Below are 24,862 nucleotides of genomic sequence, written 5' to 3' on the forward strand. Positions count from 1 at the left end.
GCTGGGGCGAGGTGTGCCGGTGAGGACGCCCGCCCGTTGGCTCAGGACGTGCGGTGCGGACGGGCCCGGGGCCCGGGACGGGGGAGGGGGCAGAGGCTCTCGGCCGCCACCGCCTCCGGGGTCAGAGGCTCTCGGCCGCCACCGCCTCCTGGAGGGCGCCGGGACCGTAGAGGTCGCTCACCCACTGGTCCTGGTAGACGGTGTCCAGGTAGCGCTCGCCCAGGTCGGGTGCGATCGCCACGGCCGACACGTCGGCCGCGAGGCCGTTCCCGGCGAGCCAGGCGGTGGCCCCGCTGACGACGGTTCCGGTGGACCCGCCGAAGAGGAAGCCGCGACTGGCCAGTTGCCGGCAGGACCGGATGGTGTCGATCTCCGGAACCATGACCACGTCGTCCACGTAGGACTCGTCGAGCAGGTGCGGGCGCACGCCCGTTCCGAGACCGGGGATCATGCGGCTCTGCGACGGTCCCCCGAAGGTGACGGATCCGACGGCGTCGACCGCGACGATCCGTACGGAGGGCTTGTGCTCCCGCATGTAGCGCGCACATCCCATGAGCGTCCCGGTGGTGCCGGCGCCGACGAACAGCACGCCCAGGTCGGGGAACGCCTTCAGGATCTCGGGACCGGTCAGCCGGTAGTGGGCCATCCAGTTGTTCGGGTTCGCGTACTGGTTGAGCCAGACCGATCCGTCGATCCCCGCGCACAGTTCACGGACCCGCTGGATGCGGGCTCCGAGCAGCCCGTCGACCGGGTGCGGCTCGGTGACCACCTGCACCTCGCTGCCCAGCAGCTGCATGAGCTGGCGCGCGGCGAGGGTGCAGCGGGAATCGGTGACGCAGATGAAGCGGTAGCCGCGGCTGCAGGCGACGATGCTCAGCGCCACGCCGAGGTTCCCCGAGGAGCTCTCCACGATCGTCGAGCCCGCGCGCAGTTCCCCGGAACGTTCCGCGGCCGAGACCATCGCATGGGCTGCCTTGAGCTTGATGGAGCCGGCGAAATTGAATCCCTCGCACTTCAGGATCAAACGTTCGCCGACAACGGATTCAAGGTCGACGTAGAGGTCGTCGGCATTGAATTCATGCGGGGCGGATATGACTTGAATGGGACACTCTCCACGTCGATGTGTCCGGCGGAGGCGGTGAACCAGGCCGGCTTGCCTGCTACTGGGATGTCTTCATCGGCCATGAGTGGTCAAATGCCCTTTCGGCGTCGGACTTCGAGAGCTTGTCAAACGCCGCTGACGATCAGTTGACCAGGCGCTGACCGCTTGTCGCACCTTGGTTGCCCGTCGCAACCGGGCATTGCTAGCTTGTGGCCCCGGGAGCCCCGCCCCGGCCGGGCCGGGGCTGACGGGGAACCATGGGGGAAATGACATGCGTCTGGTGCTCGCAGAAGACCAGTTCCTGCTCCGCGAGGGGCTGACGCGGCTATTGGAGCTGAACGAATTCGAGATCGTCGCCGCGGTGGGCACCGGTCCCGAGCTCACCCGGGCGCTCGCCGAACACGAGCCGGACATCGCCCTCGTCGACATACGGATGCCGCCCACGCACACCGACGAGGGGCTGCGGGCCGTCCTGGAGGCGCGGCGCCGCCGGCCCGGCCAGCCCTCCCTCCTGCTGTCGCAGTACGTCGACCAGCTGTACGCGCAGGAGCTCCTCGCCGACGGTGAGGGCGGCGTCGGCTACCTGCTCAAGGACCGGGTGTTCAACGGCTCCCAGTTCATCGAGGCCCTGCACCGGGTCGCCGCGGGGGGTACGGTCATGGACCCCGACGTGGTGTCCCGGATGATGAGCCACAACTCCCAGGACCAGCAGGTCGCCCGACTCACCGACCGGGAGCGCGAAGTCCTCGGGTACATGGCCGAGGGCCGGTCCAACGCGGCCGTGGCGGCCGCGCTGGTGATCACGGAGAAGGCGGTCGCCAAGCACATCAACAACATCCTGGCCAAGCTGGACCTGCCGCCGTCGAAGGACGACAACCGCCGGGTCATGGCGGTGCTGACGTTCCTGAACAGGGCCTGAGCCCCGCGGACGGCCCGCGGGGCGTTCACGCCCCGACCCTCCCGGACTTCAACCCCTGGAACAGGTTCAGGTGTTGCACGTTCCGGGTCCCCTCCATGAACTCGACTCCCCGGGCATCCCGGGCCAGTTTGTCCAGGAGGGGATGGGCCAGCCGGGCCGCCGGAGCGAGCAGGTCGCAGGCCGCCAGCGTCGTCTCCTCGGCCAGCGCGCAGGCCCGGGCCTTGGCCGCGGAGGCGAGGTACCCCTCCCCGGTCGCGTCCACGGCCCTCGCCGCCGCGTGCACCAGCGCCCTGGTGGCGTCGAGCCGCCGGCCCATCACCTCGATCCGGTCCCGGTCGGCGCCGCGGGCCCCCGCGTAGTGCTCCCGTACGTAGGCGTGGGCCGCGCCCGCGATGCCCAGGGCCAGGGCCGCGACCGAGGGCCGCAGCTCGTTGAACACCTGGATGGAGGCCCAGATGCCGCGCCGGGCGGGCGACAGGTGGCGGCCGAGGACGCGGTCGCGGTCGACGACCGCCCCGTCGAGCGTGATCGCCCCGATCTGGGCGCCGCGGATCCCCAGGCTGTCCAGCGGCTCGGCGCGGTAGCCCGCCACCGCGGTGTCCAGCAGGACGGCCGTCACCCCGAGCGGGCCGGGCCGGGTGCGGGCGAAGACGGCGGCGTACCGGGCGCGGGCCGCGTTGCCGACGTACCGCTTCGCACCGGTCAGCCGCAGCTCGCCGTCCTCCTCGCGCAGGGCGGTGCCGAGCGCGGAGGCGTCCGATCCCCGTTCGGGCTCGGTCAGCGCGAAACAGGTCCAGGCCGGGGCGGCGGTCATCCGGCCGAAGAACCACTCCTGCTGCTCCCGGTCCCCGAGCTTCGCGACCAGGACGCCCGACATGGACGGCCCCGGTGCGGCCAGGGTCATGCCGATGTCGCCGGCGGCGAACTCCTCCAGGACCACCGCGCGTTCCAGACCGTTCGTACCGTCGAACCGGTACGGGCCCGCGGCCGGCGGTTCCGTCGCGAAGGCGGCGGGCACGCCGAACGTGCTCAGGAAGCGCACTCCAGGCAGATCGAGGTGGTCCTTGATCAGGCCGGGGTCCCGGTCGAGGTCCAGCGCGGCCGCCCGGAAGTCGGCGGCCCATTCGCGGGCCTGACCGCGCAGGGCGGTCAGACGGGCGTCCAGCGTGCTCACCTGTCCTCCTTCGCCGGGTCGTGGACGTCGGCCAGCAGCTCGGACGCCTCGGCCGTCGCGCCCGGTCCGTCCGCGAGATAGCCGTACGCGCCGAGCAGCCGCAGCAGCGACCGCCCGTTGAGGGTGATCTGGCCGTGCAGGCTCCGCAGGAACGGGCCCTCCAGCGGGGTGCCGGAGTCCAGCAGGGCGGACAGCTCCAGCTGGTGCGCGAGTGCCTCGGCCAGCTGCCCCTTGACCATCTGCTGCATCAGGACGGTGCTCTCGCCGCTCGGCCGGGAGCCCAGGTGCGCGACGCAGGCGTCGCGCAGGCCCTCGGCCACCCCGAGCCGGAGCCGCAGCAGCCCCACCGGGTCGACGGCGCCGCCGGGCGGTGCGGGCCGCGGATCGTGGACGACCACGACCGGGCCCCCGGCGAGCGCGTAGCGGCGTACGACCGTGTGTCCCGCCGCCCGTTCCTCCGGCAGCAGGGCGAACCCGGCCGGCCCGAGCGGTACCGGGCCGGGGCCGGGTCCGCCCAGGAGCAGGCGCAGGGCCGGCGCGAGGCCCTCCCTGCGCGCCACGTCCCGGACGGGCCGCTCCGGCGGCCGGGTGACCGACGCGGTGCCGGGACCGGTCGCCGTCACGCGGCTGCCGCCGGGTCGACCCGGCAGACCGACAGGTCCCCCAGGACCGGGTCGTACTCGACGAGCAGGGTCGGGCTCCCGCCGGCCGCCGGAAGGCGCTCGGCGAACGCCCCCAGAACGGACGTGCAGGGGTAGCCCGCCGGAGCCCGGCGCACCGGGCCGCGGGACACCGGAAGCTCCCAGGCCGGGTCCACGCCGGGACCCGCCACGACCTCGGCGGTACCCTCCGGGTCGAGTTCCCGGATCAGCGCGGCCACCTGTCCCGGTGCCTCCCGCGGGTCCAGCCCGCAGACCTGGCGCACCCGGCAGTTGTCCTCGGAGGCCTCCAGGACCAGGGCGACCGCGCCGTCCCCGGCCAGTCCGCGCGGGCCGGAGCCCGGTACGTCGTACGGCACGACGTGCTGGTCGAAGGCCATGACCAGTACCCGCCGGAACCCGTGCCTGCGGGCATAGCTCCGGGCGAGGGCGAGGGCGCTGAACGGGCCGGTCGGACCCTGGTCGGACACCGCGAGGAGCAGCGGGCGGCCCGGCAGCCGCTCCGCCAGCGTGGGCGCCGTCAGCACGGTCGGCAGGAAGTCCGGCGTGGAGTAGGCGAGCACCACGAGATCGGTCTCGGGCTGCTCGCCCAGTGCGGCGAGCAGTTCGGCGCCCATGTCCTCGAAGGTGTTGCCGACCGCCGTGTCGAGGAGCTCCTCGCGGAGGACCACACCGGCGTGCCCGGTGTGGCTGGGGAAGAACCGCCGCTCGGCCTCCTGGCCGAGCGGCGTGGTACCGGTGCCGAAGGTCCGGTGGACGGCTCCGGTCACCGCGAGACCCGTGAGGAGGGCCGGCCGCGTCCCGGCGCCGGCCGGTGGCGCTGCTGCGAGGGACATGGTCAGCGGCCGAGTTCGGCGGTGATGAAGTCGGCGAGCGACTGCACCGTGGCGAAGTGGCCCATCTCGAGCTCGTCGGTGTCGAACTCCCCGTCGAGCAGTTCCTCCAGGCGCAGCAGCAGGTCCAGCACGCCCGTCGAGTCCAGTCCCAGGGTGTCGAAGAGCTTCGTGTCGGGGGCCAGGTCGCCCAGGTCGCGCTGGAGGACGGCCCCGAGGGCCTCGGTGATGGCGTCGACGACCTGTCGGTCGGCCGTGGTCTCGATGGTCTCGGTCATGTGGATAGCGCCCTTTCGCGGCGTCGGTGCGGTGGTCGTGGAGGACAGCGGGAGGAACCCGGGCTAGCGGTCGGCGCCGGGTACGACCGGAGTCGGATCGAACAGGTGCTGCTTGGCCAGCAGGTCCTCGGCGCTGTCGGCCTCGCGCACCAGGTGGGCGCGGCCGTCGTGGACGAGGACCTCGGCCGGGTAGCCGTGGCTCAGGAAGTGCACGGGCGAGGCGGTCGGCCCGTACGCCCCGGACCGCTCGACACCGATCAGGTCGCCCGCGCGCAGCGGCGGGAGGGCGACCTTCTTGCCGAGCGTGTCGTTCGGGGTGCACAGGGGGCCGGTGACGTTCCAGACCTCCGTGGCGGGCTCGTCGTAGCGGTTGAGCACCCGGATCGGGAAGTTGCGCTTGACGAAGGAGCCGATGCCCACGGCGGCCATGTGGTGGTTGGTGCCGCCGTCCGCGACCGCGAAGTTCTCGCCGAGCGAGGTCTTCGTGTAGCGCACGCGGGTCACGTACGTGCCGCTCTCCGCCACCAGGTAACGGCCCAGTTCCATGATCAGACGGGTCCGGGGGCGGCTCTGCGCGAAGGCCTCCAGGACGGGGTTGACGGCCTCCGCCAGCACCCCGAGCTCCAGGTCGCGCTCGCCCTCGAAGTAGGAGACGCCGAGGCCTCCGCCGACGTCGACCATGTCCAGCTCGAAGGCGTGGTGGGCGGCGATGCGCTCCGCCAGTTCGAGGATGCGGCGGGTGTTCTCCACGATCGCGTCCTCACTGAGGATGCGCGTGCCCATGTACGCCTGGACACCCATGAGCCGGACGTGCTCGAACTCCTTGGCCAGCGGTCCCGCGGCGAGCAGCTGCGCCTCGTCGATGCCGAACTGGCGCGGCTTGCCCCCCATGGTGAGGCCGGAGCCCTTGACCGCGAAGCTGGGGTTGACGCGCAGGGCCACCGGGGCGACCAGGCCGAGCTCCGCGGCGAGTTCCTCGATCAGGTCCAGCTCGGGGAGCGACTCGCAGATGATCGTGTAGATGCCCTGGGCGAGGCACTCCCGGAGCTCGGCGCGGCTCTTGCCCGGGCCGAGGAACATGATGTCGCGGGGCTGCACGCCGGCCTTGCGGGCGGTGAGCAGCTCGGCCATCGAGGAGACCTCGGCGCGGGCGCCGTGCGCGTGGAGCAGCGCGCACACCGAGACGTTGGGGTTGGCCTTGAGCGAGTAGAAGAACTCCAGGCGGGGGTGCATCAGCTCCCGCAGCGCGGTGATCCGTGCGCGCAGAGCCGCGCCGTCGTAGACGTACAGGGGCGTTCCGAACTGGGCGGCGAGTTCGGTGATCCCGAGGCCCTGTACCCGGAACTCGGTCGGCTCGACTGTCATGACTGACCTTTCCACTGGGACCGGGCGGTGTCCTGGACGCGGGAGGCGTCGAGCGCCCCGCCGGGTCCGAGCCGCTCCGTTACGGCCGCGTCCAGCGCGGCGAGCTCCTCTGCCGAGTCGCCCGTGAGCAGGCCGTAGAGGCGGCCGCTGAACGGGCTGCCGGATCCCGCGCCGGCGTTGACGGTGGCGTAGTTGTTGACGACCAGTCCGCTGCCCCCCGGGCGGTCCAGCAGGAGGCCGTCGAGAACCTGCCGCAGGGTGTCGAAGGGCAGCGGCCGGTCGAGCACCAGCGGGTAGTGGCGCGCGAGGGCCTGCTGGCCCTCGGCGAGCAGCTGCTCCTGGAGGCGCGCCTGATACGTCGACATGTTGTTGCGGGCGTTGATCTCGACCACGGGGTACACCCCGCCGTCGGGGTCGAGCATGGCGTCCACCCCGACCACGCCGAAGAAGCCGTCGTCCGCGAGCCGGCGGCCGAGGAGTGCCGCGGTCCGCTCGATCACCTCGTGCTGCCCGGCCGTCAGGCGCGGCGGGAAGCGGTGCCCCTTGTGGACGCCGCCCTCCGTGATGGCCTCCTTGACGAAGTCGAGGCGTACGGATCCGTCGCGGGCGATGGTGAACTGGTAGTTCAGGTCGGTGACCTTGGCCACCTTCTCCTCCAGGACGAACGCGATGCCCCCGGCGCCCGACTTCCGCACGGAGTTCGCGACCATCCGCTCCATCCGCTCCAGGCGCCGGGTGCTCTCGATCTCGGCGATGCCCTTGCCCGAGACGCCGAAGGCCTCTTTGACGAGGATGGTGGCGCCCGCGTCGAGCAGCTCGGCCGCGGCGGCGACGGCGGCGCGCAGTTCACCGAGGGTCTCGCAGGCCCAGCCGAGCGGCTGGCGCAACCCCAGCCCGTCGGCGGCGCGACGGCTGTAGACCTTGCTGTTGACCGCCTTGCACAGCTCGGCGGAGGGCGCGGCGAGGGCGATGCCCGCCTTGCCGGCGAGGTCCTCCTCCCACTCCGAGACGCCGTGCGGGGACAGCAGGGCTCCCTGCGCGCCGAGCTCGCCGAGGACGGTCAGCAGCCGGGAGTCGCCCAGGGCGTCCTGGGTGACGGTGTTGCCGGGGACCTGGTCCCGCACCACGTGGACCGTGGGCAGGCCGAGGCCCAGCTCTCGGAGGTGGGCCAGGTAGCCCGGGTCGGGTTCGGTCTTCAGGACGACGTGGTCCTCCACGTCGCCGAGCAGCAGCGCGAACTCGTCCATGCGGTTGACGACGGCGGTGTTGCCCGTGGAGGAGACCCGGGGCAGGCCGGTCTCGCCGCGCGCCCACTGCTCCTCCACCTCGAAGTTGCCCAGGAAGACCAGGGAGCCCGACGGACCGCCGGCCACCGCTGTCTTCAGCCGCTGGTTGAATTCCCTGCCTGTCACCGCGGGCCTCTCTTGCTGTGGGTTCACGTCAGTGCTCCACGACCATCGCGGCGAAGCTCGCTCCGAGCCCGACCGAGACCATGAGGTAGCGGTCGCCGGGACTGATCCGACCGAGTTCGGTCGCGGTCGCGTAGTTGATGAAGGGGTCCGCCCCGAAGCAGTGACCCGTCTGCGGGATGTTGTCCAGGAACATGCGCTCCACCGGTACGCCGAGCCGGTCGCTGAGCCTCACCCAGGCGATCCGGTTGACGTTGTGGGGGAGTACCAGGCTGATGTCGTCGGCCGTGAGGGACGCCTGTTCCAGGGCGCTTGCGACGACCTCCATGAGGACGTCGGCGTACATCTCCCGGAAGCGGACGAAGGCCTCGTCGGGCATGGCCAGTCCGGGTGCGCCCACCGAAACGGTCCTGGTGGCGAAGCCCAGGACCCGGTCCTTGGTGCCGCGGGCGGAGACCAGCACCGCCGCGGTTCCCTCGCCGGTGATGCCCATGCCGCCGAGCACCTGGGAGATCTCGCCGTGGGCCTTCTCGCCGACCAGCACCAGGGCCAGCGCGTCGGGGTCCTCCTCCTCGGCCAGCAGCATGCCCGCCACGTCGACGGCGAGCAGGCCCGAGGCACAGGCCTGTTCGGTCAGGGCGAACGTCTTCGCGTGGCGCAGGCCGGCCTCGCGCCGCACTTCGTGCAGGGGGCTCAGGGGGTAGGGGGATGTGAAGCGCTGCGTGCGGGGCCGGAGCACGTAGCGGACCCGGTCCTCCTGGCCCCGCAGGAGGGACAGCTTCTGGACCGCGGCCAGCAGGCTCTCCGTCTCGGACTCCGTGTCGTCCCAGCAGATCTGCGACAGGCCGAATCCCCGTCCGTAGCGGCGCAGTTCCGTGTCGGTCAGGCCCAGGGCCTCCTGGCGGCTCGTGATGGAAACCTGGGTGGGCCAATGGGCGGATACTTCGGTCAGTGAGGTCACGGCTGGCCGGCTCCTCTCAGCGCAGTCGTCGAAAGAACAGGTCGGCACGGAGCGCTGAATGCGTACCACCGTCGTCCCGACCGGGCCCATGCACACCTGATCCCCCGAGCCGTACGCTCCGGGGGACGCTGATCAAGCTAGTGGGCCGAATTGACATGCTGCTGACCGAGCGCTGACGTGATTCGATCGGCCGGGACCAGACGGTTTCGCCGCGGGAGCCCCTGGTCGTCCCGGTGAAATTCATGCGGACTCCCCTACTGGAAAGGGAAGTCGGTCGGCTACTCTGCGACAGCTCACCGCATGACGCAGCCCGGGTCCGTGTGTACTCCGCGATTCCGAGGCTGGTCCTTCACGGGCGCGCGCACGTCGACCGGCCGCCGAACGGCCGGTTCTCCGCCGCAGTCCCGTCATGGCGCCGGAGCGCATTCCCGATTCTCAGAGGTGAGGAAATCTCATGTCCCAGGAGAGCCTGCTCTTTCTCAACCGGACGGCCGTACTCGCCTGTCTGGACAAGCTGGACCCGGTCGAGGTCGCCGCGGACGTCCTGCGCGTCCAGGCCGCCGGCCGCACCGAGATCCCGGCAGAGGGCTACCTGCCCTGGACGAACAGCGACGGCGCCTACAGCCGCGCCATCGCGATGCTGGGCGCCCTGCACCGGGAGGAGGGCCCGGTGTACGGCATGAAGCTCATCAACGCCGCGGTGAACAACCCCTCCAAGGGGATCGAGCGGGCCGGCGGGCTGAGCTTCGTCTTCGACCCGGAGACGGCGCGGCCCCGGCTGATGGCGGAGGCCGGCTACCTGAGCGCCGTCCGCACCGCCGCGTACACGATGGTCAGCCTGCGCGTGCTCGGCCCGCAGCAGTGGGACGGCATCACGCTCATCGGTACGGGAGCCCTGGCCCGCGCGCACCTGGACCTGCTGACGGGCGCGTTTCCCGACGTCCGCACGGTGGTCGTCTTCGACCTGTCCGAGCAGCGGGCGGCGGAGCTGGCCGCCTGGGCCGGGCAGACGCACCCGCAGCTGAAGGTGACCGTCGCGGCCACGGCGGCCGATGCCATCAGGGCCACGCCGGTCACGGTCACGCTGACCACGAGCAGCGAACCGTACCTGTGCGCCGACCTGTTCGCGCCCGGCGGCTTCGTCGCGCACGTCTCCCTCGGCGACCTGACCGAGGGGGTCTTCCTCGGGGCTCAGGCCGTCTACGGGGACGACCTCGACCTGATCGAGGAGAACCCGCGCCGGATCCTGGGCAGCCTGCTGCAGGAGGGGAAGGTGACCCGGCCGGGTACGGAGGGCGCTCCGGCGCGCGGGACCGGCAGGTCCGTCGAGGGAACGCTGGGGCAGGTACTGCTCGGCCAGGTTCCGGCCATCCGGCCGACGGAGGGTTACGTGGTGAGCAACCCCTTCGGCATGTCGATCCTGGACGTGGGGCTGATCGACGCGGTCCACCGCACCGCACTGGACCTCGGCGTCGGTCAGCGGCTCGACCTGCTGTGACGCCTCCGGGGGGTGCGCGATACGGGCGCCCCCCGGGCCCGGGCCGGCCGGCCCGGGCCCGGGGGGCCGCGCCTACGGCGATTTTCAGCCGACGAGGCATCAAAATCAAGCAAAATCGCGTGCTTTCGCTCAAACACGGGAAGCCCCGCGCGCGGGGGGCGTGTTAGGTTCGCAGCCGGGGGAATTGAGGTTTGCGGCGTGAACGGACATATCGTGACCGGTTCGTCACGATGAATCCGTCAGCCGCGCCGAAATAACGAAGTGTCCGGGGGGACTTCTTGTGCTCGACCATGTGGTTTCGTGCGCCTCAAAAAGTGTCCACCCCTCCCTTGGCTCCCTCGGATTCCAGCCGGCGCCCGCCCCAGGCGGGCGCTCCGGAAATGGAATGAAGGTCGACCATTTAATGATCGAAGCTTTTGGGACGGGGACTAGTGAAATCTTACCAGCCGGTAGACGTGCGATTCTCGGTGGAACTGCTCGGGGCGACGCAGGTTACGGTGGGGAATCATCCGCGTAGCCTCGGGGCGAATCGCGTGCGAACCCTGCTGGCGGTCCTGGCATCCGCTCCCGGCGAGGTCGTATCGGTCGGCCTGCTGATGGAGGAGCTTTCCACCGACCAGGACTCCAAGAACCCGAAGAACGCGCTCCAGGCCAACATGCGCCGGCTGCGGACCTCCCTGGAGGGCATGACCGGCATCCCGGGGAACCTCCTGGTGCGGACCTCGGCCAACGGGTACCTCCTCGACCTCCCGCCGGCCGCCGTCGACGCGCACCGCTTCGACGACCTGGCCATGCGCGGCTCCGCGCTGCTCCACGACTCGCCGCACGAGGCGGCACGGCTGCTGGACGAGGCACTGCGCCTGTGGCGCGGCCAGGCCCTCGCCGACGTCGAGGGCGGACTCCGCTGCGCCGCCTACGCGAACCGGCTCGCCGGACGCAGGCTGGGGGCGCTGGAGGACCTCTACGAGGCCAGGCTCAGCATCGGCCGGGAGGCCGCCGTCGTCAGCGCGCTGGAGCAGCTCGCCTGCGAGCACCCCGAGCGTGAGCGGATGTCGGAGCTGCTGATGCTCGCCCTCTACCGCGTGGGCCGGCAGGGCGACGCACTGGCCGTCTTCCAGCGGGTGCGTGCCTGGCTGAACACCGAACTGGGCCTGGAGCCGCGGAAGAAGATGAGACGGATCCAGGAGGCCATCCTCATGCAGGACCCGGCGATCGACGCGGGGATGGTCTTCGCCGACCGGTGACCGACCGAGCCGTCACGGGGCGTCCAGCGGGTCGTCGAGGTGGCACTCGGTCAGGTCGATGGGCCCGCGGGTCTCGACGGCGAGGGCCGCCGCGTACCCGGCGCCCGGACGCAGGTCGGACATGGCGATCGCGGGCGGGGTGAAGTCGGCATCCCAGCGCGTGAGTTCCGCCGGCCGGTCCGGCGCCGAGACGGTGATGCCGCGCAGGGAGGACGAGAGTCCCAGGCCCACGGCCTTGAGGATCGCCTCCTTGCGCGTCCAGTAGGTGTGGTAGGCAGCCGACCGGTCCCCGGGCGCCACCGCCTCGAGGTCGAGCAGTTCCCCCGCGGACAGGACGCGCGGCGCCAGCCGCGCGATCGGCCGGGCGGAGATCCGCTCCACGTCGACCCCCGGCTCGGCGTGCGCGGCGAGGGCCAGGGCGACGCGCCCGCCGGAGTGGGAGACCGAGAACTTCACGGCCGCGTCGGGGACGCGCGGTTTCCCGTGCGGCCCCTCGCAGTACCGGCACCGCCGGTCGAACCGTACGAGGTCCGGGGCGACGCCGGTGGCGCGGCCCATCGCGGTGCGGACCAGGGCCCGCGCCGAGGCGAAGCGCGCCCGGTCCGCCGGCTCGGCGAACCGCTCGTACCGGGCCCGTTCGTCGGCAGACAGGAGCCCGCGGATCTCGGCCCGGTCGAGCGCGGGCGCCCACAGGACCAGGCACGCGACTGACGCCCGCTCCGGCATGCCGCTACGCCGCCTGATGGTCGGTCAGCGTCAGGAACACCTCGTCCAGTGACGGCCGCCGCTGGGCGAAGTCGGACACCGGGATGCCCGCCCGGTGCAGCGCGTCCGCGGCACGGGCGATGCCCGCCAGGCCGTCCTGCAGCTGGATGCCGAGCACCCCCTTCTGGTCGTCCCGGGTCAGTTCTCCGACCAGTACGCCGCTCAGCGCCGTCAGCGCGGCGGGGACGTCGGCGGGATCGGTGAAGGTGATCTCCAGGCGCTCGTCGCCGACCCTGCGCTTGAGCTCGTCGGCCGAGCCCTCGGCGACCACCGACCCCTTGTCGATCACCGCGATGCGGTCGGCGAGCTCGTCGGCCTCCTCCAGGTACTGCGTGGTCAGCAGGACCGTGACGCCCTCCGCCACGAGCTCCCGTACGACGGCCCACAGGTCCAGGCGGCTCTTGGGGTCGAGACCGGTCGTCGGCTCGTCGAGGAAGATGACCTCCGGGCTGCCCACCAGGGTGCTCGCCAGGTCCAGCCTGCGCCGCATGCCGCCCGAGTACTCCCGCAACGGCTTGTCGCCCGCGTCGCTCAGATGGAAGCGGGACAGCATCTCCTCGGCCCTGGCGCGGGCGGCGGCGGTACCCAGGTGGAGCAGCCGGCCGAGCAGGACCAGGTTCTCGCGCCCGGACAGTTCCTCGTCCACGGCGGCGTACTGGCCCGAGAGCCCGATCCTCCGGCGCACCTCCCGGGGGTCCTTCGACACGTCGAAGCCGCACACCGTGGCCCGGCCGCCGTCCAGTCGCAGCAGCGTGCTGAGGATGCGGACGGTCGTCGTCTTGCCGGCCCCGTTCGGGCCGAGGAGCCCGAGCACGGTGCCCGCGGGGACGTGGAGGTCGATCCCCTTGAGGACCTCGTGGTCCTTGTAGTTCTTGCGGAGGCCCTCGGCCTCGATCGCCGCCGCTGCGTGCGCCACCGGGATCAGGCCCCGTGCTCGATGAGGCTCAGCGGGCGCAGGTCGGTCCAGTTCTCCTCCACGTAGCGCACGGCGTCCTCGCGCGCGGCATCACTCAGCACCGCGCGCCAGCCCGCGGGGACCTCGGCGAAGGACGGCCACAGGCTGTGCTGGTTCTCGTCGTTGACCAGCACGTGGAAGGTGCCTTCAGGATCGTCGAACGGGTTGCTCATCTGCGGTCGTCCTGTCTGTTCGTCATGGTCAACTTCCTTGACCACTATGCGTCATGGGTACTGACGAGAGGCTGACGGACGGCTGATCGCGGGGGCGGGGCGCAGACCCGCAGGTCCCCGCCCCGCCCCTGTCGCGCCGGTGTCCGGCGCCGTGCGGGATCAGACGCGCGCCTTCTCCCGGCGCGACTCCTCGGTGCCCTGCGGCTTGGGCGGGCGGCCGGCGGGCCCGGTCCGGGACGGCCACCAGTTGGCCCCGCCGAGGAGGGTCATCGCGGCGGGCAGGACGTAGATCCGGATGATCGTCGCGTCGATGACGATCGCCACCGCGAGACCGATGCCGATCTGCTTCATCTCGATGAAGGTCAGGGTGCCGAAGGTGGCGAACACCGCGACCATGACCGCCGCCGCTCCGGTCACGACACCGGCGGTGCGGGTGATCCCGTCCACCACCGCGTTCTTCGTCGTCATGCCGGCGACCACGCTCTCCCTGATCCGGCTGACCACGAAGACGTGGTAGTCGAGCGACAGGCCGGAGAGGATCACGAACAGCAGGATCGGCACCCAGGACACCACGTGCCCGGTCGAGGTGAAGTCCAGCAGGTCCTCGGCCCAGTTCCGCTGGAAGACGAGGCAGAGGAAGCCGAACGAGGCGGCGACGGACAGCAGGTTCAGCACCACCGTGGTCAGGGCCACGACCACGGAGCGGAAGGCGAGCAGGATGATCAGGAAGGTCAGCGCGAACACGCCTCCCATCACCAGCGGCAGCCGGCTGTTGAGGTTGGAGGTGTAGTCCATGTCCTCGGCCTGGGCACCGCCGACGGCGTACTCGACGCCGGTCACTCCCCGCAGAGCCTCCGGGACCAGGTCGGCGCGCAGGCGGGTGACCGAGTCACGGGCCGGCCCGGTGCCGGCGGCGGTCGGCGTACCGGCCTCCAGGACCGCACCGCGGCCGTCCTCGGAGTAGCGGATCCGGGGCGGGCTGTCCTGGGCGAACAGGGGGTCCTGCCCGATGGACTCCGACAGCCGGGTCAGCCGGGTGCGCAGCAGTTCGCCCTCGGCGGCCGGGACCCGTACGGCGACGACGTCGGTGTTCGCGGTGGAGGGGAAGGCGTCGACCAGGCGGTCGTAGGTCTGCATGGAGCTCAGCGAGCGGGGGAAGTCGTCGACCTGGGTGGCCTTCAGGTTCATGCCCAGGGCGGGCAGGGCCAGGGCGGACAGCGCGCCGACGGCGACGACGAGGGTGACCAGCGGGTGCCGTGTGGCCGGGCGCAGCAGGAAGCCCCAGACGCGGGGGGTGCCGTTGCGCTGTGAGAGCCGCCAGACGAAGGGGACGCGGGGGCGGTCGACGGCGCGGCCGAGCTTGACCAGCAGGGCGGGCAGCACGGTGACCGCGGAGATCATCGCGACGGCGACCACGATGATCGCACCGGTGGCCATGGAGGCCAGCATCACGTCGCCGGAGAGGTAGAGGCCCGCGGCGGAGACGATCACCGCGATCCCGGAGACCATCACGGAGTGGCCGGAGGTGGCGGCCGCGATGCTGACCGCGGAGGACGGGTCGTAGCCGTTGGCGCATTCCTCGCGATAGCGGCGCAGGTAGAAGAGGCAGTAGTCGACACCGACCGCCAGGCCCATCAGCACGATGACGTCCGCCACCATGCCGGGGTCGGGCACGAGGTGCGAGGCCAGGGCCCACAGACCCATCGCCGAGGCCACCGCCATCAGGCCGAGCAGGACCGGCACGCCGGCCATCACGATCGCGCCGAAGATGACGAGCAGGATCGCCAGCGTCACGGGGACGCTGATCGTGGTCGCCTTCTGTACGTCCTTGGCGAGCCACTCCTGGAAGTCGTGCTTGATGGAGGCGTCGCCGGCCTGCTCGATGACGAGGTCGGCGTGCTGCTTCTGGGCGTCGGCGGTGGCCGCCAGGAGCGGGTCCACCCGGTCCGCCGCGGTGTCGGGGTCGCCCTTCATCGCCACCTGGAGCAGGAGCACCCTGCCGTCCGGCGAGGCGATCGGGTCGCTCACCGAGGACACCTCGGGGAGGGCCGCGAGGCGCTCGCGCAGTTCGGTGGCGGCGGCTGCCTGCGCGGTGGTCGCCTGACCGGCGCGGGCGCCGATCAGGACGTTCTCCGCGGCGGGGTCCCGCAGCCCGCTCTCCTCGACGAGCCGGGCCGCGACGGCGGACTCGCCGACCAGCAGGTCCTGGTTGGTGGCCTGCTTGGTCTCGACCACACTGCCGACGGAGAAGGCGCCCACGACCATGACGAGCCACAGGAGGATGGCCGTCCACGGGTGGGTGGCGCCCCAGCGTCCCATCCGGGAGGCGAAGTGGCGGTTGCTGACCGGCATGTCGAGATGTCCTTCGGTCGGTGATAACGGTGGTGTGCGCATGTCTTTTCCCGGAGCCGGAGCGGGGGTTCAGCCGGCCGAGGCGTCGGCCGAGGCGTCCCTGAGGAGTTCACAGGCGATCTCGAAGACGACCGAAGTGGGGCCGCCCAGAGGGCTGGTGACCACCAGGAGGCCGTCGAAGGCGGCCAGCCGACGCTCGACCCCGGCCAGGCCGGTGCCGTTGCGGGTGTCGGCGCCGCCCACGCCGTCGTCGTGGACGGCGACGCGAAGGCTGTGGTCGGAGTAGCGGATGTCGACGGTGGCCTCGGACGCCTTGGCGTGCTTGGTCACGTTGCTGATCAGTTCGGCGACGGCGAAGTACGCGGCGGACTCCACCGGAGCCGGGAGCCGCCCGGGAACCGAGCCGGTGACGCGGATCCGCAGCGGGAGTTCCAGGGCGAGGGTGCGGACGGCGTCGACGAGCCCGCGGTCGGCGAGCAGCGGCGGGTGCACGCCGTGCACCAGGTCGCGGAGTTCGTTCAGCGCCTTGGTGGAGCTGTCCTTGGCCTCGACCAGGAGGGCGCGGACGGCTTCGGGATTCCGCTCCAGCAGCGATTCGGCGGCGGACAGGGTCATGCCCAGGGCCACGAGGCGCACCTGGGCGCCGTCGTGCAGGTCCCGCTCGATCCGGCGCAGCTCGGTGGCGTTCATGTCCATGGCGTCGGAGCGGGTGCTGGCCAGGTGCTCGACGCGGTGGGTCAGGTCGGCGCGGGTGGAGCCCAGGACCAGCCGGACCCAGCGGCCGTGCAGCGGCAGCGTCAGGCGGGGCAGCAGGGCGATTCCGGCCGCGATCTCCACGAGGCCGAGCGCCGCGGCCAGGAGGGCCGCGGTCTGGCTGTCGACGGGGATGAACGTGAACCAGACGCTGTCCCAGGACTCCGGCAGGCTGTCCCACAGGAACGGCAGGCTCAGACCCCACAGTCCGCCGAGGACGGCCGCCGCGGGAAGGAACGCCAGCAGCGGGCCGACCAGCGGGTTGACCAGCGTCCACAGCAGGTCGCGCCAGGTGGCGCCGTCACCGAGCATGCGGTGCGCCCGCTTCCAGACCGGGCCGGGCGCTCCGGCGGGCTCGGGAAGGTACGAGGACTCCACCCGGACGCCGGACCATTCCCCGGCCAGCCTGCGCTGGTTGCGGGCGTCCCTGCGGACGGCGTTCAGCGCACCCGGCAGGAGGGGGAGGCCGATGCCGACGGCGCTGAGACAGACCACGAGCGACACCCACAGGAGCAACAGCGCCTCGTAGAGGGCCAGTCCCGTCAGCGCCACGCCCCGCAGCACCATCGCCGCGGAACCACCGGGGTTCCGGCCCGTCTTCTCGATCTCGCTCCGACGTGCACTCATGTCCTGCCTCACTTCGCGTTCGCCACCGTTTCGCTGTGATCTCAGCATGGCGATCAGCGGAGCGGATCTCAGGGGTGCTAGTACCCCTCTTGGCGATCGGCCCGGCGGCGTACGCACCGTGGCGGTCACGGCGGTCACGGCGGTCACCGGCGGGCGAGCGGCGGACGGCAGCCCCGTGCGACCGGCGTGATCGCCGGTGCCGTCACGACCGGGTCACGCCGAACCCAAGCCGGACGGCGGGTACTTCACCGGTCACCGGTCGGCCGCGGGCTGTGCCGCCGCCGGGCGCCCGCCGGGCGGCCCACCCCGTGCGTGGTGCGGCGCCGGGAGCCGGCTGCCGACCGTGAACGGCGTGTGACAGGTGTGTGGCGGCCGGGGCCGCGCCCTTCCCCGGCGGTGACCGGGGCCCGTACGGTCGGGGCACGAAGCACCACCAGCACCACCACGACCGTGTGCCCGAGTGGCTCAGGGGCCGGCCTGCAAAGCCGGTGACGCGGGTTCGAATCCCGCCACGGTCTCCCTCGGCTGCCCGGCCGGCGCCCGCGCCGGCCGGGCAGCGTCGTCCCCCCCGCCGGGAGCCGGCCGGGCGCTCCCTCAGCGCCCGCGCGTCTCAGGGCCCCGGTGCCTCACCGCTGACGGGACTGCACCAGGGTGAAGACCGCGCCCTCCGGGTCCGCCACGACCGCCAGGCGGCCGCTGACCCCGTCGCGGGGCGGCTCGACGATCCGGCCGCCGAGCTCCGCGACCCGGTCGGCGGCGGCGTCCGTGTCCTCGACCTCGAAGTACGCCATCCAGTGGGGACCGCGGTCGTGCGGCAGCGAGCGCCCGACCCCGTGCACCGCGGCCACCGGCCGGCCGTCCAGGTGCAGGGTCAGGTAGTCGAAGTCGTCGGAGGCGGTGGCGTGGGTCTGGGCCTCGTGGCCGAAGACGTGTTCGTAGAACTTGCCGACCGTGGACGTGTCCTGCGTGACCAGCTCGTTCCACACCGGCGTGCCCGGACCGCCGTGCATGCCCGTGCCCATCGGGGTCTGGGCCTGCCAGATTCCGAAGATCGCGCCCAGGGGGTCGGAGCAGATGGCCACCCGCCCCGCGATGCCGGCGTCCAGGGGGCCCACCGCGACCGTGCCCCCGCAGGAGCGGATCGCCTCGGCGGTGGCGTCGGCGTCGTCCGTGGCCAGGTACGTGGTCCAGGCCACCGGCAGGTGCCGGTCGGGCGGCATCTCGCCGATGCCGGCCACCTCGCTGCCGTTCAACAGGGCCCGGACGTACGGGCCGAGCTGGTCCGGGCCGGGGACGAACTCCCAGCCGAACAGGTCCGCGTAGAAGTCCTCGGTGGTTCCGAGGCCGTGCACCATGAGGCTCACCCAGCACGGTGTGCCGGGTGTGCGCCGCGTTGCGTTCGCGTCCTCGGTCATCTCAGCGTCTCCTCCGTCGTACCGCTTGCCGGTGCTGATGCTTCCACCCCGGAGGGCTCGGCGCGCCCCGACCGCGCCGGATCGGCCGGGCGCGGGGCAGAGATGACCGGATCGGTGTGCCCTGTAATTGACGGGCGTGTCAAACGTACTCCGGCCCCGTGCCGCGGGCGGCGGGCGGGGAGGAAGATGGCCCGTATGACTGCGACCCCTGCGATCCTCTCCGCCGCCGAACTGAAGAGCGAGCTGGCGGGCCCCCGGCCACCGGTGCTGTTGGACGTCCGCTGGCAGCTCGGGGGCCCCGATCAGCGGCCCGCGTACGAGGCCGGACACCTGCCCGGCGCCGTGTACGTCGACCTCGACCGGGAACTGGCAGGTCCGGCGGGGTCGGGCGGCCGCCACCCGCTGCCGGACCCGGAGGCCTTCGGGGCGGTGATGCGGCGGGCCGGCGTCTCGGCGCACGCTCCGGTGGTGGTGTACGACGGCGGCCAGGGCTGGGCCGCCGCCCGGGCGTGGTGGCTGTTGCGCTGGACGGGTCACCCCGGGGTACGGGTTCTGGACGGGGGCCTGGCCGCGTGGACCGCGGCGGGCGGCGCGGTGACGGCCGAACGGGTGACTCCCGAGGAGGGTGATTTCAAGCCAACCCCGGGGGCGATCGGACTGCTGGACGCGGACGGGGCCGCCGAGCGGGCCCGTGCGGGGGTGCTCCTGGACGCCCGTGCGGGGGAGCGCTACCGCGGCGAGGTCGAGCCGATCGACCCGGTCGGCGGTCACATTCCGGGCGCCCTGTCGGCGCCGACCGCGCAGAACGTGGGGCCGGACGGCCGTTTCCTGCCGGCGGCGGCCCTGCGGGCCCGCTTCACCGGGCTCGGCGTCGCGGACGGGACACCGGTGGGCGTCTACTGCGGCTCGGGGGTCTCCGGCGCCCAGCAGGTGCTCGCACTGGAGGTGGCGGGCATCGCCGCCGATCTCTACGCCGGCAGCTGGTCGGAGTGGTCCGCGGACCCCGCGCGCCCGGTGGCCACGGGTCCGGACCCCCGATAGCGCGCGCGGCGGCGCCCCGCCCGCGACGACCCGGGCGGGGCACCACACCGCCGGACCCGCGGGTCCGGCGGCGGCGCTACTCCTGCTTCTTGCGGCGGGTGCCGAAGACGATCTCGTCCCAGCTGGGCACGGCCGCCCGCCGCCCGGGGCGGACCCCGTCGGCCTCGGCCTGGCGGTCGGTGGTGCCGGTCAGCCGGTCGCGGTGGCCCGCCACCGTACGGGGCATCAGCACATCGGCGTACGCGGAACCCGCGCCCGCCGACGCGGCGGGTGCCGGCGGCTCCTCCGCCTCCGGCTCCTCGGCCGGCGGCTCGGTGCGGTCCGGGACCACGAGGTCGCCCCGGAAGCTCGGGACGGCCTCCAGCAGGCTCGTCAGGGTGTCCCGCTCCTCCTCGGCCTCCGGCGTGGGGGCGACGGGTCGCTCCATCTGGCGGTCGAGGGCGCGGTCCAGCGGCCGGTCGCGCGGCAGCCGCGCGATCCGGGGCACGAACGGGAAGCTCGGCTCGGGCGTCGCCGGGAGGTCGTCCGACTCCCCGATCAGCGAGCGGGCCTCGTCGTCGACGGCCACGACCAGTCGGCGCGGCGGGTCGTACGTCCAGCTCGCCGAGTGCGGCTCGCCCGCGACCAGGTAGACCAACAGGACTTCCCAGGTGCCGTCGTCGCGGCGCCACGAGTCCCACTGGACGGACTCCTTCTCGGCGCCGCGCAGCGTCAGCCGCTCCTGCACGGCCTCGCCCAGCTGCGGTCCGGTGTTCTCGCCGGGCCGGCGCACGGGCGTCTTGCGGGCCCGCTCGGCCATGAAGGCGCGCTCGGCGAGCACAGGGCCCTCGAAGCGGCGTACGCGGTCGACGGGAATGCCGGCGAGCTGGGCCACCTCCTCCGCGGAGGCACCGGCCCGTATGCGGGCCTGGATGTCGCGGGGGCGGAGGTGGCTCTCGACCTCGATCTCGATCTGGTTCAGCCGCGCGCGGTCGTTGCGCACGGCGGCCCGCAGCCGCTCGTCGATCGGAAGCGTGTACTCCGTGCTGTCCCCAGCCTTGAGCACCAGTCGTGTGCCGTCATTTGAGACGGCCACGACACGCAGTTCGGGCATGGGGACCTCCCGGGTGGTGCCTGCCGACGTCACGTGCGTCGCTGCTTCCGCTAGTCGAGTGTGGCCTGCCCGGGTGCAGCCTGCCACAACCTTGCCGAGTTAAACCGGCGTGTCGGGCATGCGCCCTTGATCGCCGTCATGGCACGGTTACCTGTTGGGCACGCACAGTGACCGAACGGTTACTGTGCGCAGCAGGCGCCCGTGCAATACCGCGGCATCACCGGTCTTTGAGTGCCGTTTTTCATCCGCCGGCCCCCTCTCCCGGGTCCGGACATCCGAAAGGAAGGACGGCCCCAGGGCTCGCCACAGTACTCCATTCGGGCCACCCGGGTGGACCGCCGCGCCGCCGAAGTTCTCATCGGCGGCGGGAGTTGGGCTGCCCTCCGTCGGCTCTGACCTGCGCGCGCATCCGCTCATGGGTGTCCTGCTTCACAGAATCCCCCGAAACGGAACTAATCGTTTCGCCCAGGTGTCCCTCACTCATGTAAGGGATGACGCGCGAGAGGCAGGACACGCAGGGGATGGCGATGGGTCAGAAGGCTACGCAGGACGTCGAACCGCAGAAGAAGCTCGACCTGAGCGTGGCTCAGGTGGCCGGGACCTCCCTCGCGACGGTCGCCGCCGCCGTGCTCGCCTCGCAACTCGGGGTCTACGGGACGATCGGCGGGGCGGCGGTGGTCAGCGTGGTCGCCACCGCGGGCGGGCCCGTCATCCAGCACTTCTTCCGGCGCACCGGCGACCAGCTGCGCGAGACCGTCCGGCCCGGAGCCCGGCGGGTGCCCCTCCCGGCGGAGGAGAAGCTGCCCGACGGAACGATCCTGCTGCGCGCGGTCCCGGCCGCCCCGGAACCCGGCGGGGACTTCGGCCGGGGCACCGTCCACGGCACCCGCGTCCGGGGGTGGAAGCGCACGGCCGTCGCCGCCGGCGCCGCCTTCGCGATGGCGATAGGCGGCCTCGGCGCCTACGAGGCGATCGCCGGCACCTCCGTCAGCTCCGACGGCCGCACCCTGCTCACCGGCGGCGCGGGCACGGCCCGCGACCACAACGACGGGGACCGCAGGCAGGAGCCGGGAACCGGCGGCGAGGGCAAGGGCCGCGAGGGCGGCGGGACCCCGCAGCCCGGCACGTCCTCGCCGCGCCCGTCCGGCTCCGGGGACGGCGGCGGGAGCGGCGGCCGCAGCCCGGGCCCCGGGCCGGACACCTCGCCCTCCGGCACCCCGAGCCCGCCGGTCACCCCGAGCGCGCCGCCCGTGACCCCGAGCGCCCCGGTCAGCCCGAGCACCAGGCCCTCGAAGCCGGCCACCCCGGACCCCGCGACCCCGCCGGCCCCGCCCGCGGGCGGCGGGAGCGGTCCGTCGAGCGGCTCCTGACGGGGCGTGCGCCTGACGGGGAGTGCGCCTGACGGTGCGTGCGCACGACGGGGGTGCGCCCCGGCTCACCCGCCGAGGACGCGCCTCAGGTAGTCGTTGCCGAACACCCGGCCCGGGTCCAGCCGGTCCCGGAGCGCGGTGAACTCGCCGAACCGCGGGTACACCCGCGCGAGGTACTCCGCGTCCCGGGTGTGCACCTTGCCCCAGTGCGGGCGGCCGCCGTGCGCGGTGAAGATGCGCTCGGCCGCCGTGAAGTAGGCCTGGTACGGCGTGCCCCGGTACATGTGCACCGCGATGTACGCCGTCTCCCGCCCCGAGGCCGTGGACAGCGTGATGTCGTCCGCCGGAGCCGTCCGCACCTCCACCGGGAAGCTGATCCGCAGGTCCGAGCCGTCGACCACCGCCCGCAGCTCCCGCAGCGCCGCGACGAGCTGCTCGCGCGGGAGGGCGTACTCCATCTCCACGAACCGCACCCGGCGCGGGCTGGTGAACACCTTGTACGGAATGTCCGTGTAGGTGCGCGCCGACAGGGCGCGGCTGGCGACCCGGGCGATGGAGGGGATGGCGGCCGGGACTCCGCGGCCGAGCGAGTTGACGGCCTGGAAGACGCCGTTGGACAGCAGCTCGTCCTCGATCCAGGCGCTCACCGGGCCGGGCGGGGCGGCCGGGCCCTGGCTGCGGTTGTTGCGCTTGGTGGTGCAGTTGCCGGTGTGCGGGAACCAGTAGAACTCGAAGTGCTCGTTCTCCGCGACGTGCTCGTCGAACTCCGCGGTCACCCGGTCGAAGCCCATCGGCTCCTCGCGGGCGGTGAGGAAGAACAGCGGCTCCACGGCGAGGGTGATCGCCGTGATGACGCCGAGCGCCCCGATGCCCAGCCGCGCCGCCGCGAAGACCTCGGGGTTCTCCTCGCGGGAGCAGGTCAGCAGCCCGCCGTCCGCGGTGACCAGCTCCAGGCCGCGGATCTGGGCGGCGATCGAGGCCGAGTCGCGGCCGGTGCCGTGGGTGCCGGTGCTGGTCGCGCCGGAGACCGTCTGCTCCATGATGTCGCCCATGTTGGTGAGCGACAGGCCCTCGGCGGCCAGAGCCCGGTTGAGGTCCTTCAGGACCGTGCCGGCCGCCACCGTGACGGTGCCCGCGGCCCGGTCGATCTCCTTGATCCCGGCCAGCGCCTGGGGGCGTACGAGCACCCCGTCCGTCGCGGCCGCCGCGGTGAAGGAGTGGCCGGTGCCGACCGCCTTCACCCGCAGTCCCTCCTCGGCGGCCCGGCGGACCGCCTCCCGGAGCTCCCCGACCGAGGCCGGGGTCACCACGCGGGCGGGTGTGGCGGTGACGTTCCCCGCCCAGTTACGCCACGCGGTCGCCCCGCGGCTCTTCCCTGCTGTCGCCGTCCCCATCGGTAGCTGGCTCCTCCCCTTGCGCCGGCTTCGTCAGCCGGCGGTATCCCGCGAACGCGACCGCCGCCGCGGCGGTCCCCGCCGCGATGGAGACGACGTACCCGCGCTGTGCGCCGGCCGCGTCGATGACCAGGCCGGTCACCGAGGAGCCGACCGCGACGCCGACCGCGAGGCCGGTGCTGATCCAGGTCATGCCCTCGGTCAGCTTCGCGCGGGGTACGTGCGCCTCGATCAGGGCCATCGTGGTGATCATCGTGGGAGCGATGGCGAGGCCCGAGACGAAGAGCGCCACGGCCAGGAACGGAAGGTTCCCGGCCAGTAGGAGGGGGATCATACTCACGGCCATCGCACATACGCCCAGTACCCAGCGCACTTCGTTTCGGCCCTTGAGGTGGAGCAGGCCGAAGACGATTCCGGCGATACAGGACCCCAGGGCCCAGATCGCCAGGACGAAGCTCGCCGAGGACTTGGAGCCCTGTTCCTCGGCGAAGGCGAGGGTGGACACGTCGATCGACCCGAAGATCGCGCCGGTCGCGACGAACGTCGCCGTCAGCACCTGGAGGCCGGGGGAGCGCAGCGCCGAGGTGCGGTCCGTGTGCTCCCCGCGCGGGTGCGGCGCGGGCTCGGTGGCGCGCTGCGAGGTGAGCAGCCAGACGCCCACCAGCAGGCACAGGGCGGCGATCAGCGGGCCGGCCTCGGGGAACCAGGCGGTGGACAGCCCGATGGCGAGGATCGGTCCGAAGATGAAGCACACCTCGTCGACGACGGACTCGAAGGAGTACGCGGTGTGCAGTTCGCGCGGGGAGTCCTGGTAGATCACGGTCCAGCGGGCCCTGATCATCGATCCGACGCTCGGTACGCAGCCCGCGACGGCGGCGCACACGAACAGGATCCAGTCGGGCAGGCCGTTCGCGGCCGCCAGCAGCAGGCCGGCCACCGCGGCCACCGAGACGAGGGTCGCGGGGCGCAGGACGCGCCGCTGCCCGTACTGGTCGACCAGGCGGGAGACCTGCGGGCCGATGACCGCGGCGGCCAGGGCGAGGGTTCCGGTGAGCGCGCTGGCCATCGCGTAGCGGCCGGTGATCTCCGAGATCATGGTCAGGATGCCGACGCCGACCATGGACAGGGGCATCCGGCCGACGAGGCCGGCGGCGCTGAACGCCTTCGTGCCGGGGGCCGCGAAGATCGCGCGGTAGGGACTGGGCACGGGCCCTCCGTAAGGGATGTCATAGGCCCGTACAGGTTACGGCCGCCGGCGGGGCACCCGCGCGGGGAGAACCGGACGGGCGCCGGGGCGGCGGGACCGGGCGGCCCCGGTAGCGCGTCCTGAGCGGTGGGACGGGAGCCGGGCCCGTTTCCCGCCCGGGGATCCCGGGTGGCAGGATTCCAGGTATGTCAGACCAGCTCCCGCCGCCCGCCGCCCTCCATCCCGCCGCCCCTTACGACGCTTTGTTGCTGTTGTCCTTCGGTGGTCCGGAGGGG

The 24,862-nt window shown here is 72.5% G+C and carries 22 protein-coding genes and 1 tRNA gene; 6 read left to right on the forward strand and 17 right to left on the reverse strand.

The genetic code is table 11. The features are described from left to right. Positions 1–121: 121 nt before the first annotated feature. Complete coding sequence (sbnA, locus tag ACFWW8_RS33565) at positions 122–1,102, reverse strand: 2,3-diaminopropionate biosynthesis protein SbnA (RefSeq protein ID WP_386535362.1); 981 nt, start codon at positions 1,100–1,102, stop codon at positions 122–124. 271 nt (positions 1,103–1,373) lie between these two features. Between sbnA and ACFWW8_RS33570 the strand changes: the two genes are divergently transcribed. Next, a complete protein-coding gene (locus tag ACFWW8_RS33570) occupies positions 1,374–2,021 on the forward strand; it encodes a LuxR C-terminal-related transcriptional regulator (RefSeq protein ID WP_386535308.1) in 648 nt (215 codons plus the stop codon). Positions 2,022–2,046: 25 nt separating this feature from the next. On the opposite strand, the gene ACFWW8_RS33575 is transcribed toward ACFWW8_RS33570, so the two are convergent. The 7 genes from ACFWW8_RS33575 to ACFWW8_RS33605 all read right to left on the reverse strand — a co-directional run bounded on the left by ACFWW8_RS33575 (position 2,047) and on the right by ACFWW8_RS33605 (position 8,700). Continuing rightward, positions 2,047–3,195, reverse strand: a complete 1,149-nt coding sequence (locus ACFWW8_RS33575; protein ID WP_386535311.1) for an acyl-CoA dehydrogenase family protein — start codon at positions 3,193–3,195, stop codon at positions 2,047–2,049. After that, a complete protein-coding gene (locus ACFWW8_RS33580) occupies positions 3,192–3,818 on the reverse strand; it encodes a hypothetical protein (RefSeq protein WP_386535313.1) in 627 nt (208 codons plus the stop codon). Before ACFWW8_RS33580 ends, ACFWW8_RS33575 begins: the two co-directional genes overlap by 4 nt. Continuing rightward, positions 3,815–4,690, reverse strand: coding sequence for a hypothetical protein (locus tag ACFWW8_RS33585; RefSeq protein WP_386535315.1), 876 nt, complete (start codon positions 4,688–4,690; stop codon positions 3,815–3,817). The genes ACFWW8_RS33580 and ACFWW8_RS33585 overlap by 4 nt, the downstream gene beginning before the upstream one ends. A 2-nt stretch (positions 4,691–4,692) precedes the next feature. Continuing rightward, positions 4,693–4,965, reverse strand: a complete 273-nt coding sequence (locus ACFWW8_RS33590; protein ID WP_386535318.1) for a phosphopantetheine-binding protein — start codon at positions 4,963–4,965, stop codon at positions 4,693–4,695. Between the two features lie 63 nt (positions 4,966–5,028). Continuing rightward, complete coding sequence (gene lysA, locus ACFWW8_RS33595; protein ID WP_386535321.1) at positions 5,029–6,330, reverse strand: diaminopimelate decarboxylase; 1,302 nt, start codon at positions 6,328–6,330, stop codon at positions 5,029–5,031. Continuing rightward, positions 6,327–7,742 (reverse strand): ATP-grasp domain-containing protein, encoded by a 1,416-nt coding sequence (locus ACFWW8_RS33600; RefSeq protein WP_386535323.1) that lies wholly within the window; start codon positions 7,740–7,742, stop codon positions 6,327–6,329. Before ACFWW8_RS33600 ends, lysA begins: the two co-directional genes overlap by 4 nt. Positions 7,743–7,770: 28 nt before the next feature. Continuing rightward, entirely contained in the window at positions 7,771–8,700 is a 930-nt protein-coding gene (locus ACFWW8_RS33605) for a 3-oxoacyl-[acyl-carrier-protein] synthase III C-terminal domain-containing protein (protein ID WP_386535326.1), read from the reverse strand. A gap of 454 nt (positions 8,701–9,154) precedes the next feature. On the opposite strand from ACFWW8_RS33605, the gene ACFWW8_RS33610 reads away from it, so the two are divergent. Beyond that, the gene (locus ACFWW8_RS33610) at positions 9,155–10,198 is read left to right on the forward strand and encodes a hypothetical protein (protein WP_386535329.1); all 1,044 of its coding nucleotides are present in this window, start codon (positions 9,155–9,157) and stop codon (positions 10,196–10,198) included. 533 nt (positions 10,199–10,731) lie between these two features. After that, a complete protein-coding gene (locus ACFWW8_RS33615; RefSeq protein WP_386535331.1) occupies positions 10,732–11,442 on the forward strand; it encodes a BTAD domain-containing putative transcriptional regulator in 711 nt (236 codons plus the stop codon). Between the two features lie 12 nt (positions 11,443–11,454). Here the strand turns inward: ACFWW8_RS33615 and ACFWW8_RS33620 are convergent, their stop codons facing one another. The 5 genes from ACFWW8_RS33620 to ACFWW8_RS33640 all read right to left on the reverse strand — a co-directional run bounded on the left by ACFWW8_RS33620 (position 11,455) and on the right by ACFWW8_RS33640 (position 17,067). Further along, the gene (locus ACFWW8_RS33620; RefSeq protein WP_386535334.1) at positions 11,455–12,168 is read right to left on the reverse strand and encodes a 4'-phosphopantetheinyl transferase family protein; all 714 of its coding nucleotides are present in this window, start codon (positions 12,166–12,168) and stop codon (positions 11,455–11,457) included. A gap of 4 nt (positions 12,169–12,172) precedes the next feature. Next, complete coding sequence (locus ACFWW8_RS33625) at positions 12,173–13,123, reverse strand: ATP-binding cassette domain-containing protein (RefSeq protein ID WP_386535335.1); 951 nt, start codon at positions 13,121–13,123, stop codon at positions 12,173–12,175. Between the two features lie 5 nt (positions 13,124–13,128). After that, positions 13,129–13,335, reverse strand: a complete 207-nt coding sequence (locus ACFWW8_RS33630; RefSeq protein WP_386535338.1) for an MbtH family protein — start codon at positions 13,333–13,335, stop codon at positions 13,129–13,131. Positions 13,336–13,494: 159 nt separating this feature from the next. Continuing rightward, positions 13,495–15,687 carry an MMPL family transporter gene (locus tag ACFWW8_RS33635; RefSeq protein WP_386535341.1) on the reverse strand — a complete coding sequence of 731 codons (2,193 nt, stop codon included), beginning with the start codon at positions 15,685–15,687 and terminating at the stop codon, positions 13,495–13,497. 69 nt (positions 15,688–15,756) lie between these two features. Further along, entirely contained in the window at positions 15,757–17,067 is a 1,311-nt protein-coding gene (locus ACFWW8_RS33640) for a sensor histidine kinase (RefSeq protein ID WP_386535343.1), read from the reverse strand. A 446-nt stretch (positions 17,068–17,513) separates the two neighbouring features. Between ACFWW8_RS33640 and ACFWW8_RS33645 the strand changes: the two genes are divergently transcribed. Next, a tRNA-Cys gene (locus ACFWW8_RS33645) sits at positions 17,514–17,585 on the forward strand. Between the two features lie 108 nt (positions 17,586–17,693). On the opposite strand, the gene ACFWW8_RS33650 is transcribed toward ACFWW8_RS33645, so the two are convergent. Then, entirely contained in the window at positions 17,694–18,482 is a 789-nt protein-coding gene (locus ACFWW8_RS33650) for a VOC family protein (protein WP_386535346.1), read from the reverse strand. A gap of 195 nt (positions 18,483–18,677) precedes the next feature. On the opposite strand from ACFWW8_RS33650, the gene ACFWW8_RS33655 reads away from it, so the two are divergent. Further along, positions 18,678–19,523, forward strand: coding sequence for a sulfurtransferase (locus ACFWW8_RS33655; RefSeq protein ID WP_386535348.1), 846 nt, complete (start codon positions 18,678–18,680; stop codon positions 19,521–19,523). Positions 19,524–19,599: 76 nt separating this feature from the next. On the opposite strand, the gene sepH is transcribed toward ACFWW8_RS33655, so the two are convergent. Further along, on the reverse strand, positions 19,600–20,649 hold the full coding sequence (gene sepH / locus ACFWW8_RS33660) for a septation protein SepH (protein ID WP_386535351.1): 1,050 nt from the start codon (positions 20,647–20,649) through the stop codon (positions 19,600–19,602). A 494-nt stretch (positions 20,650–21,143) separates the two neighbouring features. Between sepH and ACFWW8_RS33665 the strand changes: the two genes are divergently transcribed. Further along, positions 21,144–21,986 carry a hypothetical protein gene (locus tag ACFWW8_RS33665; protein WP_386535354.1) on the forward strand — a complete coding sequence of 281 codons (843 nt, stop codon included), beginning with the start codon at positions 21,144–21,146 and terminating at the stop codon, positions 21,984–21,986. A 65-nt stretch (positions 21,987–22,051) separates the two neighbouring features. On the opposite strand, the gene ACFWW8_RS33670 is transcribed toward ACFWW8_RS33665, so the two are convergent. Beyond that, positions 22,052–23,380, reverse strand: a complete 1,329-nt coding sequence (locus tag ACFWW8_RS33670) for a D-arabinono-1,4-lactone oxidase (RefSeq protein WP_386535357.1) — start codon at positions 23,378–23,380, stop codon at positions 22,052–22,054. After that, positions 23,331–24,587, reverse strand: coding sequence for an MFS transporter (locus ACFWW8_RS33675; protein WP_386535359.1), 1,257 nt, complete (start codon positions 24,585–24,587; stop codon positions 23,331–23,333). Before ACFWW8_RS33675 ends, ACFWW8_RS33670 begins: the two co-directional genes overlap by 50 nt. Positions 24,588–24,862: the final 275 nt, after the last annotated feature.

The sequence above is a fragment of the Streptomyces sp. NPDC058701 genome, from assembly GCF_042715295.1.
GTDB lineage: Bacteria > Actinomycetota > Actinomycetes > Streptomycetales > Streptomycetaceae > Streptomyces.

What these genes read in the sequence shown, in the direction of transcription:
- ACFWW8_RS33570 (WP_386535308.1), top strand. Translation starts at nt 1,374, where the DNA reads ATGCGTCTGGTGCTCGCAGAAGACCAGTTCCTGCTCCGCGAGGGGCTG.
- ACFWW8_RS33655 (WP_386535348.1), top strand. Translation starts at nt 18,678, where the DNA reads ATGACTGCGACCCCTGCGATCCTCTCCGCCGCCGAACTGAAGAGCGAG.
- ACFWW8_RS33610 (WP_386535329.1), top strand. Translation starts at nt 9,155, where the DNA reads ATGTCCCAGGAGAGCCTGCTCTTTCTCAACCGGACGGCCGTACTCGCC.
- ACFWW8_RS33635 (WP_386535341.1), bottom strand. Translation starts at nt 15,687, where the DNA reads ATGCCGGTCAGCAACCGCCACTTCGCCTCCCGGATGGGACGCTGGGGC.
- ACFWW8_RS33665 (WP_386535354.1), top strand. Translation starts at nt 21,144, where the DNA reads ATGGGTCAGAAGGCTACGCAGGACGTCGAACCGCAGAAGAAGCTCGAC.
- ACFWW8_RS33630 (WP_386535338.1), bottom strand. Translation starts at nt 13,335, where the DNA reads ATGAGCAACCCGTTCGACGATCCTGAAGGCACCTTCCACGTGCTGGTC.
- ACFWW8_RS33590 (WP_386535318.1), bottom strand. Translation starts at nt 4,965, where the DNA reads ATGACCGAGACCATCGAGACCACGGCCGACCGACAGGTCGTCGACGCC.
- lysA (WP_386535321.1), bottom strand. Translation starts at nt 6,330, where the DNA reads ATGACAGTCGAGCCGACCGAGTTCCGGGTACAGGGCCTCGGGATCACC.
- ACFWW8_RS33640 (WP_386535343.1), bottom strand. Translation starts at nt 17,067, where the DNA reads ATGAGTGCACGTCGGAGCGAGATCGAGAAGACGGGCCGGAACCCCGGT.
- ACFWW8_RS33620 (WP_386535334.1), bottom strand. Translation starts at nt 12,168, where the DNA reads ATGCCGGAGCGGGCGTCAGTCGCGTGCCTGGTCCTGTGGGCGCCCGCG.
- ACFWW8_RS33670 (WP_386535357.1), bottom strand. Translation starts at nt 23,380, where the DNA reads ATGGGGACGGCGACAGCAGGGAAGAGCCGCGGGGCGACCGCGTGGCGT.
- ACFWW8_RS33585 (WP_386535315.1), bottom strand. Translation starts at nt 4,690, where the DNA reads ATGTCCCTCGCAGCAGCGCCACCGGCCGGCGCCGGGACGCGGCCGGCC.
- ACFWW8_RS33650 (WP_386535346.1), bottom strand. Translation starts at nt 18,482, where the DNA reads ATGACCGAGGACGCGAACGCAACGCGGCGCACACCCGGCACACCGTGC.